General features: G+C 68.1%; 17 protein-coding genes. 9 read left to right on the top strand and 8 right to left on the bottom strand.

Going from position 1 to position 14,201, the window contains the following annotated elements:
* Positions 1 to 48: 48 nt before the first annotated feature.
* The 4 genes from NO931_RS02590 to NO931_RS02575 all read left to right on the top strand — a co-directional run bounded on the left by NO931_RS02590 (position 49) and on the right by NO931_RS02575 (position 2,960).
* Positions 49 to 930, top strand: coding sequence for a hypothetical protein (locus NO931_RS02590; protein ID WP_256391063.1), 882 nt, complete (start codon positions 49 to 51; stop codon positions 928 to 930).
* A gap of 101 nt (positions 931 to 1,031) precedes the next feature.
* A complete protein-coding gene (hisF, locus tag NO931_RS02585; protein ID WP_256391062.1) occupies positions 1,032 to 1,847 on the top strand; it encodes an imidazole glycerol phosphate synthase subunit HisF in 816 nt (271 codons plus the stop codon).
* Positions 1,844 to 2,122 (top strand): hypothetical protein, encoded by a 279-nt coding sequence (locus NO931_RS02580; protein WP_256391061.1) that lies wholly within the window; start codon positions 1,844 to 1,846, stop codon positions 2,120 to 2,122. Before hisF ends, NO931_RS02580 begins: the two co-directional genes overlap by 4 nt.
* A 205-nt stretch (positions 2,123 to 2,327) precedes the next feature.
* Entirely contained in the window at positions 2,328 to 2,960 is a 633-nt protein-coding gene (locus tag NO931_RS02575; protein ID WP_256391060.1) for a hypothetical protein, read from the top strand.
* An 83-nt stretch (positions 2,961 to 3,043) separates the two neighbouring features.
* Here NO931_RS02575 and NO931_RS02570 read toward each other — a convergent pair whose 3' ends face one another.
* On the bottom strand, positions 3,044 to 3,328 hold the full coding sequence (locus tag NO931_RS02570) for a DNA-directed RNA polymerase subunit L (protein ID WP_256391059.1): 285 nt from the start codon (positions 3,326 to 3,328) through the stop codon (positions 3,044 to 3,046).
* A 99-nt stretch (positions 3,329 to 3,427) separates the two neighbouring features.
* On the opposite strand from NO931_RS02570, the gene NO931_RS02565 reads away from it, so the two are divergent.
* The 3 genes from NO931_RS02565 (at position 3,428) to NO931_RS02555 (ending at position 6,220) form a co-directional block, all read left to right on the top strand.
* Complete coding sequence (locus tag NO931_RS02565) at positions 3,428 to 4,852, top strand: cryptochrome/photolyase family protein (protein WP_256391058.1); 1,425 nt, start codon at positions 3,428 to 3,430, stop codon at positions 4,850 to 4,852.
* A gap of 110 nt (positions 4,853 to 4,962) precedes the next feature.
* On the top strand, positions 4,963 to 5,574 hold the full coding sequence (sod, locus tag NO931_RS02560; protein WP_256391057.1) for a superoxide dismutase [Mn]: 612 nt from the start codon (positions 4,963 to 4,965) through the stop codon (positions 5,572 to 5,574).
* A gap of 349 nt (positions 5,575 to 5,923) precedes the next feature.
* The gene (locus NO931_RS02555) at positions 5,924 to 6,220 is read left to right on the top strand and encodes a PadR family transcriptional regulator (RefSeq protein WP_256391056.1); all 297 of its coding nucleotides are present in this window, start codon (positions 5,924 to 5,926) and stop codon (positions 6,218 to 6,220) included.
* Positions 6,221 to 6,353: 133 nt separating this feature from the next.
* Here NO931_RS02555 and tpiA read toward each other — a convergent pair whose 3' ends face one another.
* The 5 genes from tpiA to hisC form a co-directional block, all read right to left on the bottom strand.
* Positions 6,354 to 6,998 carry a triose-phosphate isomerase gene (gene tpiA, locus NO931_RS02550; protein ID WP_256391055.1) on the bottom strand — a complete coding sequence of 215 codons (645 nt, stop codon included), beginning with the start codon at positions 6,996 to 6,998 and terminating at the stop codon, positions 6,354 to 6,356.
* Between the two features lie 45 nt (positions 6,999 to 7,043).
* Positions 7,044 to 7,577, bottom strand: a complete 534-nt coding sequence (locus NO931_RS02545; RefSeq protein ID WP_256391054.1) for a multiprotein bridging factor aMBF1 — start codon at positions 7,575 to 7,577, stop codon at positions 7,044 to 7,046.
* Between the two features lie 91 nt (positions 7,578 to 7,668).
* Entirely contained in the window at positions 7,669 to 8,277 is a 609-nt protein-coding gene (locus tag NO931_RS02540) for a CDP-alcohol phosphatidyltransferase family protein (RefSeq protein ID WP_256391053.1), read from the bottom strand.
* Positions 8,274 to 8,783, bottom strand: coding sequence for an adenylate kinase family protein (locus NO931_RS02535; RefSeq protein WP_256391052.1), 510 nt, complete (start codon positions 8,781 to 8,783; stop codon positions 8,274 to 8,276). Before NO931_RS02535 ends, NO931_RS02540 begins: the two co-directional genes overlap by 4 nt.
* Positions 8,780 to 9,856: a histidinol-phosphate transaminase gene (gene hisC, locus NO931_RS02530; protein WP_256391051.1), complete on the bottom strand. Its 1,077-nt coding sequence runs from the start codon at positions 9,854 to 9,856 to the stop codon at positions 8,780 to 8,782. Before hisC ends, NO931_RS02535 begins: the two co-directional genes overlap by 4 nt.
* A gap of 194 nt (positions 9,857 to 10,050) precedes the next feature.
* On the opposite strand from hisC, the gene NO931_RS02525 reads away from it, so the two are divergent.
* A complete protein-coding gene (locus NO931_RS02525) occupies positions 10,051 to 10,686 on the top strand; it encodes a DUF7504 family protein (protein WP_256391050.1) in 636 nt (211 codons plus the stop codon).
* 87 nt (positions 10,687 to 10,773) lie between these two features.
* On the opposite strand, the gene NO931_RS02520 is transcribed toward NO931_RS02525, so the two are convergent.
* Together NO931_RS02520 and trpB are read right to left on the bottom strand one after the other, a co-directional pair.
* The gene (locus NO931_RS02520) at positions 10,774 to 12,258 is read right to left on the bottom strand and encodes a hypothetical protein (protein ID WP_256391049.1); all 1,485 of its coding nucleotides are present in this window, start codon (positions 12,256 to 12,258) and stop codon (positions 10,774 to 10,776) included.
* Between the two features lie 105 nt (positions 12,259 to 12,363).
* Positions 12,364 to 13,539: a tryptophan synthase subunit beta gene (trpB, locus tag NO931_RS02515; protein WP_256391048.1), complete on the bottom strand. Its 1,176-nt coding sequence runs from the start codon at positions 13,537 to 13,539 to the stop codon at positions 12,364 to 12,366.
* A gap of 149 nt (positions 13,540 to 13,688) precedes the next feature.
* On the opposite strand from trpB, the gene NO931_RS02510 reads away from it, so the two are divergent.
* Entirely contained in the window at positions 13,689 to 14,198 is a 510-nt protein-coding gene (locus NO931_RS02510) for a macro domain-containing protein (RefSeq protein WP_256391047.1), read from the top strand.
* Positions 14,199 to 14,201 lie beyond the last annotated feature (3 nt).

Here is a 14,201-nt window from a genome sequence, read left to right as displayed (position 1 = left end):
CTCCCGAACCCCCGATAACCCCGCGCGACGCCGCGGCGGAGGACGACTGTGGCGACCGAAAACGAGACGACCGAGGAGCCGCTCGGCGACGGCGACGCAGGACCCGCGAGACGGATGTATAGCCGCGAGGCCGTCGCCCGCGACCTGCTCGTCCTGCTCGCGGTCCCGCTCGGTCTCCTCGCCGTCCACGCGTTCGCGTCGCCCGAGCAGCGCGCCCGCCTGGCGCTGGACCACGCCGATCCCGAACTCGCCGAGTTTCTGACCGCAGCGTACGTCCACGGGACGCCGCTGCACCTGCGCAACAACGTGCTCGGGTTCCTGTCGGCCGCGCCGATGGCGTACATGCTCTGTCTTCGCGCGCGGCGCCGCCGCTGGTTTCACGCGACCATGGCCGCGCTGCTCGTTGCGGTCCCCGTCGCGGTCAACGTCCTGAACTACGCGACGCTCGAACTGTGGTACGCCGGCCCGACGCCGACCAGCAGCGGCTTTTCGGCGGTCGTCGCGGGCACCGGCGGATTCGTGTTCGTCGCGCTGCTCGTCTGGCTGCGATCGCTGTACTCCCGGTCGACCGCGACGTTCGCCGGCGCGCTCGTCTGGATCGCGCTCGCGGCGACGTTCTACGTCGTCCACGCCGACGCCGTCGATCCGCTGCTGCTCGGAGCGCTCGGCGTCAGCGCCGCGCTGTGCGCGCTCGCGCTGGCGGCGGGCAGCGCCGTCCCGATCCGCGCCGACGCGGACCAGCTCCGGCGCGTCGCCGTCCGTGCCGTCCCGGTCGCGCTGGTTGCGGTGCTGCTCGGGGCGTTCGTGATCGGCCTGTTTCCCCGGCAGACCGTCCGCGACGGCGTGTTCGTCAACGTGTACGCCCACGGCGCGGGGTTCGTCTTCGGCGTCGCGGTCGCGGCCGGGCTGGAGCCGCTCACCCGGAACTGACCGATGGGCGCCGACGCTCGACTACTCGACCCCGGAGCGGCCGGCCAATTTCGCCCCGTAGCGGTCCCTTTGTATACCCCGGGCGAGTAGAATCCGTCAGAATGGGTCTCACGAAACGGATCATCCCCTGCATCGACGTGGACCTCGACGACGAGGGCGACCCGGCGGTCTACACCGGCGTCCACTTCGAGGATCTCGAATACACTGGGGACCCGGTCGAGATGGCCAAGCGGTACAACGAGGCCGGCGCCGACGAGTTCGTCTTCCTCGACATCACCGCCAGCGCCGACGGTCGCGAGACGATGCTCGGCGTCGTCGAGGACGTCGCCGACGAGGTGTTCATTCCCCTCACCGTGGGCGGCGGCATCCGGACGCGCGAGGACATCAAGGAGACGCTCCGTGCCGGCGCGGACAAGGTCTCGATCACCACCGGCGCGCTCGAACGCCCCGAACTGATCAACGAGGGCGCGGCGGCCTTCGGCAGCCAGTGCATCGTGATCAGCGTCGACGCCAGGCGCCGGTTCGACGAGGGCGGCGAACACTACTTCGACGTCGACGGCGAGTCGTGCTGGTTCGAGTGCACCAAGAAGGGCGGTCGCGAGGGCACCGGCATCGACGTCATCGAGTGGGCCAAAGAGGCCGAGGACCGCGGCGCCGGCGAACTCTTTGTCAACTCCATCGACAAGGACGGCACCAAGGACGGCTACGACGTTCCGCTCACGGACGCGGTCTGCGACGCCGTCGACACGCCCGTCATCGCCTCCTCGGGCTGTGGCGGCCCGGAGGACGCTTACGAGGTGTTCACCGAGGCCGATGCCGACGCGGCGCTCGCGGCGTCGATCTTCCACTTCGACGAGTACTCGATTCAGGACGTCAAAGCGTATCTCGACGAACGCGGGGTGCCGGTGCGACTGTGAGCCCGACCGTCGACGATCTCCGAAACGAGATCCGCGTCGCCGTCGATCGATTCGAACGCGAGGGATCGGCAGGGTTCACCAAGGAGGACCTCGCGGCGATCGCCGAGGCCGCTGGACACGACGTGGGCGCGAAGCCGTTTCCGCCCAAATCCGAGATGCGGGCGGCGATCCGCGACGGAGTGGATGCGCTGGACGGCACGGTAGAGGGCGACCGCGCGCTCCGAAAGGCCGAACTCGAAACGCTGGCGGCGGCGCTCGACGGCGAGAACGAATAACCGAACCCGGCTTGCTCCTTCCGATTTTCTGCCGATGATTTTATAAACTGAGCTGCGAAAGAATCTTGCGATGGCGAACGGTCCCGACGACGGTTCGATGCCGGGCGACGAGTCGACGATTCGTCCGGAACAGTTCGAGTGGGTTTGTCAGGAATGCGGTCGCGGGCACCCCAAGCACTCGCCTCCTTGCAGTCGGTGCGGCCACATGCATCTGGAGAAGGAGCCGATCAGCTACGATCTCGACGACGCCGAGGCGCCGAGTTACTTCGACGTCGGGAAGTGGCACGTCGTCGCGATCGTCGTACTGGTCGCGCTCGTCGGCCTCGTCGCCGCGGGCGTGATCTCGGTGCCCGAATTCGGGGGGCCGCCTTCGATCGACGACGCGCCGGGAAAAGAAGAGCGCGCCGCTGGGATCGATCTCGTCGAGACGGAGACGACGCTCAGAGAACGCCTCAACGAGCACCGCTCCGAGGACGGGCTCTCCGGTCTCGCCGCGGGCGAGGAGCACGACGCGATCGCGACCTACCACAACCGCCACCGCGCGGTGGCGGCACACGACGACGATGTAGAGCGACCGACGCCGCGGGAGGACTACGCCGAGTTCGACCACGAGTGTTCCTACGCACCGGCGTTCCAGTCGTTCCCGATCAGTCGCCTCGGCATCGACGGTTCCATCCACGCCTACGATAGCGAAGCGGAACTCGGGGACGCCGTCGCCGATACCCTCGTAGCCGCTCCCGGCGGGGACGGCGCGGTGATGGACGACTACGAGGCGATCGGCGTCGACATCCACGTCTACCCGAACGACGCCGTCTACGTCTCGTTGTTCCTCTGCTGAACCGTCCCGAGCGCGTGCTTGGTCGGTGAAGAACGTGTCCGACTATGCTGCATTCGGCGGCGTGAAAAAGCGTCCGCGCCGACTCAGGCCGCGGCGTCGAACGCGTCCTTGAACGCCGTCGTCTTCTCGCGGATGCGGCCCGCGGCATCCTCGATCGCGGTGAGCGGTTCGGTCGTCTCGTCGGTCTTGACCGAGAGGATCGGCTCGGTCTGGCCGCCGGACTGCTCGGGGTTGACGTCGTACGTCGCCGCGGTGACGCCCTCGGTCTCCAGCAGCGCGCCCTTCAGCACGTTCATGAACGTGTGGTCCTCCCCGCCGATCTCGATAGAGATCTCCTCGTCGCTACTCTCGATAACCCGCAGTTCCATGGGCGAGAATTTGCCCGTGGCTCGCTTGTAGCTTTCGATAGCGAGAGGCGTTCGGACGGCGTGACGGTGATTTATCCCGTCCCAGTCCTCAGGACGGGTATGCAACTCCACTGGCACCGGCGCGATCTGCGGGCCGACGACAACAGGGCGCTGGCGGCCGCCGCCGAGGACGGCCCGGTCTGTCCGGTGTTCGTGTTCGACGACGCCGTGCTCGATCACGCTTCGCCCCCGCGTGTGGCGTTCATGCTCGATGCACTTCTTTCGCTTCGCACCTGGTACTGGGAGCGCGATGGGGACCTGTTGCTGGCCCGCGGCGACCCCCGGGAGGTGCTGCCGGCGATCGCCGACGCGCTCGACGCCGAGCGGGTCGTCTGGAACAAGGACTACTCCGGACTAGCCCGCGAGCGCGACGCCGCTGTCCGGCGGGCGCTCGACGACGCCGACGTCGAGCGGGCGAGCTACCACGACGCGATCCTGCACGAACCGGGGTCGATCACGACCAACGAAGGCGACCACTACTCGGTGTACACGTACTTCTGGAAGAAGTGGCGCGACCGGCCGAAAGACGACCCGTTCCCCGTGCCGGACGCCGACGCGCTGGCGTCGCCGGCGCCCGACGACCTGCCGGACGTGACCCTGCCGTCGCTCCCGACGCTCGACGACCTCGGGTTCGTCGAACCCGAGGCGTCGATCCCCGACGCGGATCCCGCGGCGGCCCGCGACAGACTCGCCGAGTTCTGCGAGGACGACATCTACCGGTACGAGGAACGTCGGGACTACCCGGCCGACGAGTGCACGTCGCGCCTCTCAGCCGATCTCAAGTGGGGGACGATCGGCATCCGAGAGGTGTACGACGCCACGGACGAAGCGAAGGCGTTCGCGGACGGCGAGAACGAGGTCGAGAGCGTCGAGGAGTTCCAGTCACAGCTCGCGTGGCGGGAGTTCTACGCGCACGTCCTGAACTTCAACCCCGGTGTCGTCACGGAGAACTTCAAGGACTACGACCGCGAGATCGCGTGGCGCTCCGATCCCGAGGGGCTTCGAGCCTGGAAGGACGGCGAGACGGGCTACCCGATCGTCGACGCGGGGATGCGCCAACTCCGCGAGGAGGGGTACATGCACAACCGCGTCAGGATGCTCGTCGCGGCGTTCCTCACCAAGGACCTGCTCGTCGACTGGCGCGAGGGGTACGACTGGTTCCGCGAGAAGCTGGTCGATCACGACACCGCGAACGACAACGGGGGCTGGCAGTGGGCCGCCTCTACGGGCACCGACGCCCAGCCGTACTTCCGGATCTTTAATCCGATGACGCAGGGCGAGCGCTACGATCCCGACGCCGAGTACATCAGGCGATACGTCCCCGAACTGCGCGACGCCGACGCCGAGCAGATCCACGCGTGGACCGACCTCGACGACGCCGAGCGCGAGCGGGTCGCGCCCGACTACCCCGCGCCGATCGTCGAACACGCGGAGCGGCGCGAGATGGCGATCGAGACGTTCGAGGCGGCCCGCGGGAGCGACTGATCGGGACGGACCGGCGGTTTCGCGCCGTCAGCCGCGCGTGTGACGTGTCAACGATTCCCTTCTAAAAGTTTAACAGCCGGCGCGGTGATATATTTCACGAGGTCCTGAACATGCCAGAGCAATCCAACCCCGAGCTGCCGCCGCTGCCGTACGATTACGACGCGCTGGAACCGCACATCTCCGAGCAGGTGCTCACGTGGCACCACGACACCCACCACCAGGGCTACGTCAACGGTCTCGAGAGCGCCGAGGAGACGCTCGCCGAGAACCGTGCGAGCGGTGACCACTCGTCGACTGCCGGTGCGCTCGGAAACGTCACGCACAACGGAAGCGGTCACTATCTCCACACGCTGTTCTGGGAGAACATGGACCCCGAGGGCGGCGCCGAGCCCGAGGGCGATCTCGCCGACCGCATCGAGGAGGACTTCGGCTCCTACGAGGGCTGGGAAGACGAGTTCCGCGCGGCCGCATCCGCAGCCGGCGGCTGGGCACTGCTGGTCTACGACCCCGTCGCCAAGCAGCTCCGCAACGTGGCCGTCGACAAGCACGACCAGGGCGCACTCTGGGGCTCCCACCCGATCCTGGCGCTCGACGTCTGGGAGCACTCCTACTACTACGACTACGGCCCGGACCGCGGCGACTTCATCGACGCCTTCTTCGAGGTCGTCGACTTCGAGAAGGCCGCCGAGGAGTACGAGAAGGTCTCCGGTCGCGTCGAGTAACCCGATCGCACTTTTTTGACGCCGAAGCCGCCGCGGCGTCGCAGTTCCGCCTCGACCCGTAGCGAAGCCCGACCGACGGGGATCGCCGCAGTGGCTCCGTACCGACCGATCACCCGGTTTAGTAACCGGATCGGAAAGGTCGGTGCTGCCGAACAAGTAATATGATATACGAGTTATGTTTATACAATCCTAAGTTCCTGACGTGTACGAAAAACCTCTTTTGAACCAGTATCGTCGGGTACTAAGTTCAGAATATAAGATAACTATACTGATTGGTTAACGAATTCCTGATTGCGGTCCCCGACACATTTATCAGTATCATTGTCAGATAACAATGTGGGGGAATGCAATGCACGATTTAACTGGCTTCCAGCGCGACCTTCTGTACGTGATCGCCGGACAGGACGATCCGCACGGTCTCGCGATCAAGGAGGAACTCGAGGACTACTACGAGAGCGAGATCCATCACGGGCGGCTGTACCCGAACTTGGACGCGCTGGTCGACAAGGGCCTCGTCGAGAAGGGGGAACTGGACCGCCGAACGAACTACTACGCCCTGACACAGCGGGGCCACCGCGAGCTCGAGGCCCGCCGGGAGTGGGAGGAGCGGTACCTCGACGCGGAAGAAGCCGAAGTCTCTCTGTAACCCGCCGATACGGGACGGTCGGGCACAGATCGGCACGCCGAGTGCCGGGTCCGACGGCCGCGACCGGAAGTGCGTCTCCGTACGGTGGCGAGAACTATTTTTCGACAGCCGCGACTGCCCGATAGCTCGACGGTTACAGCGGGTCGACGAGGTCTTCGAGCGCCGCCTGGGGGTCGTCGGCCTTGGCGACGCCGCTGGCCAGCAGGACGCCGTCGGCGCCCAACTCCTCGGCGGCGACGACGTCCTCGCCCGTCGAGATGCCGGCGCCGCAGTAGACGTCGACGCTCTCGTCGACCGCCGCGGCGGCGTCGACGGCGTCCTCGACGATTCCCGGATCGGCGGTCGCGACGGAGACGTCGCCGCCGATCAGTTCGGGCGGCTCGACGGCGACGGCGTCGGGGCCGAGCGCCGCGGCGGCCGCGATCTGCTCGGGGTTGTTCGCGCAGACGACCGTCTCGAGGTCCGCCCGATCGGCGGCGTCGAGCGAGGCGTCGATATCTGCGAGTTTCATCCGGTTCTCCGAGTGGTTGAGCAGCGTCCCGGTCGCGCCCGCGTCGTCGACGGCCTCGGCCAGCGTCGATCCGGTGTGGCTACCGTGCTCCACGGGGCTGACGTGCTGGGCCCACGTCTCGACGCCCGTCTCCGCGACGGCCGGGAGGTGCGCGGCCTGGGGCGCGATACCGACGTCGACGCCGGAATCGTCCGCGACGGTGGCCGCAGCGGTCGCTACTTCGACTGGATCGCACGGGTACGCCTTCAGGTTGACAAGGACGAACATACCCGAAAGCCCGTTCCGCCGAGACAAATAGGTTGTGAGAAGTCGCTAGTCTTTCCGCTTGACGACGTCGCCCAGCGTGTACTCCCCGGTCGAGGAGCCGCCGCTCCACTCCTCGTCGTCGCCGCCGGCGCCGCCCGACAGCGAGATTTCGAGGAACTTCTCGAGCTTCGACTGGACGTCGTCGCTGGGCAGCGTGTCGCCGCGTTCGAGCTTGCGGATCAGGCTGGCCTTCTCGTTGAGCTCGTTGGCGAGATCGGACTGGGAGAGATCCCGGTCCTCGCGGGACTGCCGGATGCGCTCGTCGTAGTCGGTGACGATCTCGTCCATGTCGTCGAACATGTCCGAGCGACGGCGCTGGCCGCCACCGCCGCCGGAGCTCGACGATCCCGAGCTGTCGCCACCGGAGCTCCCGCCCGAACTCGACGACGTGGAGTACTTCGTCGACGTGCTGGAGCTGTCCTGGGTCTTGACTTCGGTCCCGAAGTCAGCGCAGTCGTCGCAGACGTCGAGCTCGGCACCCTCGACTTTGACCGTCTTCGGCGACGACACGTTGGCGCCGCACATTTCACACTGCACCATATGCTCGGTCCTAGGCTCGCAGCACTGATAAAAGGTGTGCCCCGTCGAAATCGGCATCGGAGACGGCGATGCCATCACCGCGACGACCCGATCACGACAGCGCGCGCCAGGCGCCCCAGAAGCGCTGGAGCGCCGTGACGTGGCCGACGACGGCGAACACGACGAGCAGCCAGCCGACCAGCCCGAAGCCCAGCGCCGCCACGTCGACGAACGCGGCGACGCCGGTGACGATGCCGATCAGCGCCAGCCGGTCCGCGCGCCCGAGCATCCCGCCGTAGACGCGGTCGAGTCCGACCGCCTGGGACTGCGTCCCCAGATACGACGTCATCAGGACGCCCGTCACCGCCGCGAGCCCCAGCCCGTAGCGGTCGAGTCCCGCGGCCAGCCCCGCGACCATCACGATGTCGGCGTACCGGTCGAGCACGTGATCGAGCAGGTCGCCCGCTTTCGAGTCGGTGCCCATCTCGCGGGCGACGGCGCCGTCGAGGATGTCCAGCCAGCCGTTCAGCCCCACCAGCACCGCGCCGGCGAAGTACCAGAGCGCGGCGTCGCCCGCGAGGTAGTAGGCGCCACCCGCCGCGGCCGCGACGACGAACGCCAGCGCGCTGATGGCGTCGGGCGTGACGCCGAGTTTCGTCGAGAGCGAGACGAACGGATCGAGCAGCCGATCGGCCACGTGGCGGAACTGATCCAGCGTCATAAGTACTCGATAAAGGAAACCTCGCCGGCACTCGGTTCGCGCTCGCCGCGGACGACGGCGTCGATCTCGGTGGCGACGGCGTCCGGGCTCCGATTCGTAGCGTCGATCTCGTACACCGACTCGACGCCGTGGCGGTCGACCGCCTCCGAGAGGATCACGTCGAGCGCCTCGCTCTCGGCGTTCTCCGTGATCGAGGCTTCGCTCTCGTCGCCACGCTCGCGCAGGCGATCCTCCAGATCCTCGGGATGGCACCGCAGCACGACCACGCGGTCGACGTCGAGGTGGTGTGCGAGATGCGACTCGATCAGCACGTCGTCGCGGTCGCCGAGCCACTCGCGGGCGGCGTCGAGATCGACGATCACGCTGTCCCGCTCCTCGTCGACCTCGTCGTACAGGTCGTGTTCGCGGACTGCCTCGTTGAGGTGGACCACGTCGAGATCGGCGTCGAGTCGCTCGGTCGCGGTCGTCTTGCCGGTCCCCGGCGTCCCGGTGACTGCCACTCTCATCGGTCGGCGAGCACCTCGTTGATCGCTTCGGCGGCCTGCCGCGTCTCGGGCTTCGTGCCGCAGGTCACGCGGATGCAGTCGTCCAGCCCGAAACTCGTGCAGTCGCGCACGATGATGCCCTTTCGCTTGAGCGCCTCGGCGACCGCGCTCGCGTCGCCGACCTCGATCAGCACGAAGTTGCCCTGGCTGTCGTAGGTCGGCGCCTCGACGGCGTCGGCGAGATACTCGCGGGCCCACGCGACCGTCTCGATCGTCTCCGCGACGTGCTCGTCGTCCTCCAGTGCGGCCAGCCCGGCCCGACAGGCGATCTCGCTGGCGGCAAAGGGCGTGTTCACTCGCGCGTAGGCGTCGGCCCACTCGGCGGGCGTGACGGCGTAGCCCAGGCGCAGCCCCGCGAGGCCGTAGGCCTTCGAGAACGTCCGGAGCACCGCGACGTCGTCGCGCTCGCGGACGATCTCGACGGCGCTGTCGACGTCGGCGAACTCGCCGTAGGCCTCGTCGACGACGACCAGCGTCTCCTCGTCGGTCTCGGCGGCGATCCGCTCGACGTCCTCCAGGGCGACGACCGAGCCGGTCGGGTTGTGCGGGCTGGTCAGGTAGACGATCCGCTCGCCGTCGTACGCCGAGAGAACGGTTTCGGCGGTCTGGGCGAACTCGTCGTCCTTCGAGAGGTCGTACTTTCGAACGGTGCCGTGGTGGTAGCGCGCACTCATCGGGTAGTACGCGAACCCCGGTTCCGGCACGAGTACGGCGTCGCCCGGATCCAGCGCGGCGCGAGCGAGATAGTCCAGCGCGCCGTCGCCGCCGTTGGCCAGCCACACTTGCTCGGGCGTAACGTCCCACTCGTCGGCGAGTCGCTCCGCCAGGTCGGCGTGGGACGCTTTCGGGTAGCTGTGGACCGTCTCGGCGCGTTCACGGATCGCCGCGACGGCGGCCGGCGACGGGCCCAGCGCGTTCTCGTTGGAGGCGAGCTTCACGAACTCGTCGGGCTCCCGGCCGAGCTCGCGGGCGACCTCCTCGATCCCCCGGCCCGCGACGTACTCGTCGTGGGCCGACAGGTCGCGTGGTTGCATGTTCGGGCCAAGTAACCCGCGGCTCTTAAGCGTGCTCAACGCGGACGCGAACCGGTCCCGGCGCGTCGTGCCGACGGTAACTGCGTCCCGATATCTCCACCACCTGCGAGACGATCGCTGCGGCGCCCGTTTTCGGCTGTATCCACCGAAGAATGACACAATACTTATTATACCGAGCCTCCAAGAAAGAGAGGATGCGAACCGGTCCGGGCGGCGCGTCGGAGAGCTCCGCGTTCTCCCAGCAGCTGTCCGAACTCAAGCGCGAAGGGAGCAGCCTGCTCGTCGTCGGGCAACACTCGGGGGCGGGCCACAGCGGCGCCTGTCGGCATCTCGTGGGCGACGACTGCGCCGGTCGCCGGCGCGTGTTCGCGTTCACGCAAGGCCGGAGCGTCTGTGGCTGTTCGCTCGACGACCTCGACGGGGACGGGCGCGAGGTCGTCCGCCACCGCGCCGGCGAGAACGGCGACGGTGCGGACGACGAGCTGAGTGCCCTCGGTACCGAGATCGTCGATGCGGTCGACGTTCTCGAAGCGGAGGCCGACGGCTTCGAACCGGCCGAGCTTCGTCTCTGCTTCGACTCGCTGGGGCCGCTGTTCGTCGACCACGAGCCCGAACGGCTGTTTCGCCTGCTGCACGTCGTCACCGCACGCGTTCGACAGGTCGGCGGGATGGGCCACTTTCATCTCCGGGTCGACCGCGACAGCGATCACGTGAACCTGCTCGAACCGCTGTTCGACGCCGTCGTGGAAGTGCGCGACGCCGAGGAGGGTCCCGAGCAGCGCTGGCACCTCCGAGACGGCGGCGTCTCGACGAACTGGCTGCAGCTCTGAGTCGAGAAGTCGTTCGACGCCCACTCCCGTTACAACGCGGTCGTCCCGCCGTTCGACGTACGGTTTTCCGTCCAGTTTACCGAGCGGTCACTCCCGCTCGGCGAGTTCGGTATCGCTCAGCCACTCGAACTCCCCGGGGGAGTCTGTATCGTCGGCATCCCCTCCGTCGACATCTCCTCCGTCGACATCGGTCTCTGCGTCCTCGCGGTCGGCGGCCGTCGCGTCGTCGACGCCGGTACTTGGGTCTCCGGTATCGGCACTCGCGCCCTCGGCGAGCGCGTCGGCGTCGGACAGCAGTTCCTCCAGCGTCGGGTCCTCGCTGGGGCCGTCGTGACCGCTGTTATCGGGGCCTACAGTCGGCGTTCCGGCGCTGGCGACGCCTCCGACGACGGCCGTCCCGCCGCCTCCGCCGGCGGCGCCGTCGTCGCCCGTGATCGCCTTGCGCTCCAGTTCCTCGAACAGGCCGTCGATGGCAGCGGGCTCCTCGTCCGTCTCGCCGGCCTCGCTCGTCGCGCTCCCGTCAGCTTCGTCGGCGCCCGATCCCGACCCGTCGGCGCCGGTGCCGAGTTCGAGCACCGGCGGGTCGTCCGGACGGAGGCTCCGCCCGGTGTCGTCGGTCGCCGTCGGCTCCAGCGAAACGTCCGAAAGGTCGCCGAACACCTGCCTGAGTTCCTGATCGCTCGCCTCGACGCCGGCGTCCGACGAGCCCCCCGGCTCCGCCGTCCCATCGGCGATGAGTTCGTCGGGCGACGCTTCGAGGACGGCGCCGGGGTCGGCGGTCGGCTCGGCCGCGGCGTCGGGCTCGGATGCGGCCGCGTCGCCGTCGGCCAGCAGGTCTGCCGGGTCGACGGTGCGGTCCGTCGCGTCGGCGGGCGACGCGCCGGACGAGTCGGTGGCGTCGGCGCCGATCTCGATCGCCTGCGGGTACACCGCCGGCGTCTCGCCGCTGGCGAACGCCGAGGGCTGGTCCTCGCACAGCAGCGGGAGTCCCGCAAACTCGATCCGGTCGCCGTGGCGACGCCGGAGCTCGGCCAGCCGGTCGGATTCGAGCAACACGACGCGCCAGCGTCGGTCGATCCCCGATAGCAGCGCGAAGCTGAGGTCGGTGTTCGCGAGGAGTTCGGTTTCGACGGCGTCGAGCAACGCCGGCAGGTTATCGTCGTCCAGCGGCGTGTCGGGGTACTCGAAGCGCATCGTGTGGATCGATCCGCCGGCGTCCTCGAGTTCGATCTCGACGCTGGCGCCGTCGCCGCCGTGGACGGCGTCGCGGAACGTCACCGAACAGCCGTACGGCTCGAACACCTCGTCGAGGTGGACTTCGGGCGCGTAGTTCCAGTAGCTCGCCGTCGCGCTGATGCCGCGCCGGGACTGTGTCAGCGTCTCGACGAGCCGGGAAAACAGCGCCTCGCGCGAGCCGTCGTCGACGCGCTGCGCGACGAACTGCCGCAGCGACGCGTCGGCCGACGCGTCCTCGTCGGCGTGTAGCTCCCGAACGTCCTCGGGCGGGAGGCCGAACTCTCGCAGTAGCGTGACGTACTCGGTCAGCAGGTCCGACGACGAATCCCCTATCATTGGTGGCTCCCCTGGAACCGGTTTAATATGACTTTTGGCCGAAGATATTTCTGTTTTTTCATGGAGGTCCGGCTCGGGACCGATCTGTGGGGCCGGAAACAGCGATCACGCGCCGAGATCGAACTCCTCCGCGGCGGTCCGCATGTCCTTGTCGCCGCGGCCGCTCAGGTTGACGAGGATCACGTCGTGCTCGTCGGCCAACTCCTCGGCGAGCGCGATCGCGTGGCTGGTCTCCAGCGCCGGGATGATCCCCTCGGTCCGGCTGAGCGTCCGGAACGCTTCGAGCGCCGCCTCGTCGTCGACGCCGCGGTACTCCGCGCGCCCGGTCGAGCGGAACATCGCGTGCTCGGGACCGACGCCGGGGTAGTCCAGCCCGGCCGACACTGAGTGGACTTCGACGTCGTCGTCGATGACGCGAGTCTTCATCCCGTGGATCACGTCGTCGGTGCCGGAATCGAGCGGCGCGGCGTGACGTTTCGAATCGGCGCCCTCGCCCCCGCCCTCGGCGCCGTACAGCGCGACCTCCTCGTCGTCGCGGAACGCGTCGAACAGCCCCATCGCGTTCGACCCGCCGCCGACGCAGGCCACCGCGGCGTCGGGAAGCTGGCCGGCCTGGTCGAGGATCTGGTCGCGCGCCTCGCGGCCCAGCACCGACTGGAAGTCCCGGACCATCCGCGGGAACGGGTCGGGACCGACGACCGAGCCGACGAGGTAGTGCGTGTCGTCGATGTTCTCGATCATATCCTCCAGCGCGGCGTCGACGGCGTCGGCCAGTCCGGCGCCGCCGCGGGTCACCTCGTTGACCTCGGCGCCCATCAGGCGCATCCTGAAGACGTTCATCTCCTGACGCCGGACGTCCTTTTCGCCCATGTAGATCTCCGTGTCCAGATCGAACATCGCCCCGACCATCGCCGTCGCGGTGCCGTGCTGGCCCGCGCCGGTCTCGGCGATCAGCCGCTCTTTGCCCGCCTTCTTGGCGAGCAGCGCCTGCCCGATGGCGTTGTTCATCTTGTGGGCGCCGCCGTGGAGCAGATCCTCGCGCTTGAGATAGATCTCGGCGCCGAACGCCTCCGAGAGCCGCTCGGCGTGGTACACCGGCGTCGGCCGGCCGGCGTAGTGTTCCAGCACGTCGCGGAGTTCGGCCTCGAACTCCGGCGTCTGGGCGATCTCCTCGTACCCCGCCGCCAGCTGGTCCAGCGCCTCCTCCATCGGCTCGGGGACGTGGCGGCCGCCGTACTGCTCGAAGCTCCCGTCGTCGTACCGCGGGGTCTCCTGTGACATCGTTGCTCGAAGATTCTCCCTGTCGTACTTAGTTGTGACGCGATGTGTGCTACTCGTTCGCGAGTGTCGTGTTTCGAGCGCCGACGGTGACTTGTGACGGACGCCGGATCGCCGACACGTTTGTGCGCGATGCGCTCGAACGCTCGCCCATGGAGTTCGATGTAGTGCAGGGAGACATCGCCGCCCAGTCGGCCGACGCGCTGGTCAACGCGGCGGGGACGAGCCTGCAGATGGGCAGCGGCGTCGCCGGGGCGCTCCGTCGCCGCGCCGGCAGCGAACTCAACCAAGAAGCCGTTTCGAAGGGGCCGGTCGATCTCGGCGCGGTGGCGGTAACCGACGCCTACGACCTGGACGCCGAACACGTCATCCACGCCGCTGCGATGCCCCATTACGGGAGTGGTGAAGCGACCGCCGAGAGCATCCGGTCGGCCACGCGCAACTCGCTGGAGCGGGCCGACGAACTCGACTGCGAGTCGCTGGTGCTTCCGGCGCTAGGCTGTGGCGTCGCCGGCTTCGACCTCGCTGACGGCGCCCGGATCGTCTGCGAGGCGATCGACGCCCACGAGCCCGAGTCGCTGGTCGACGTACGGTTCATCGCCTACAGCGACGACGAGTACGAGACGATCCGGCGCGTCGCAGAAGACGTGCGCAGCGAGTGAGAA

This window comes from Natronoarchaeum rubrum, assembly GCF_024494695.1.
This window is presented reverse-complemented; position numbering and strand designations above follow the sequence as displayed.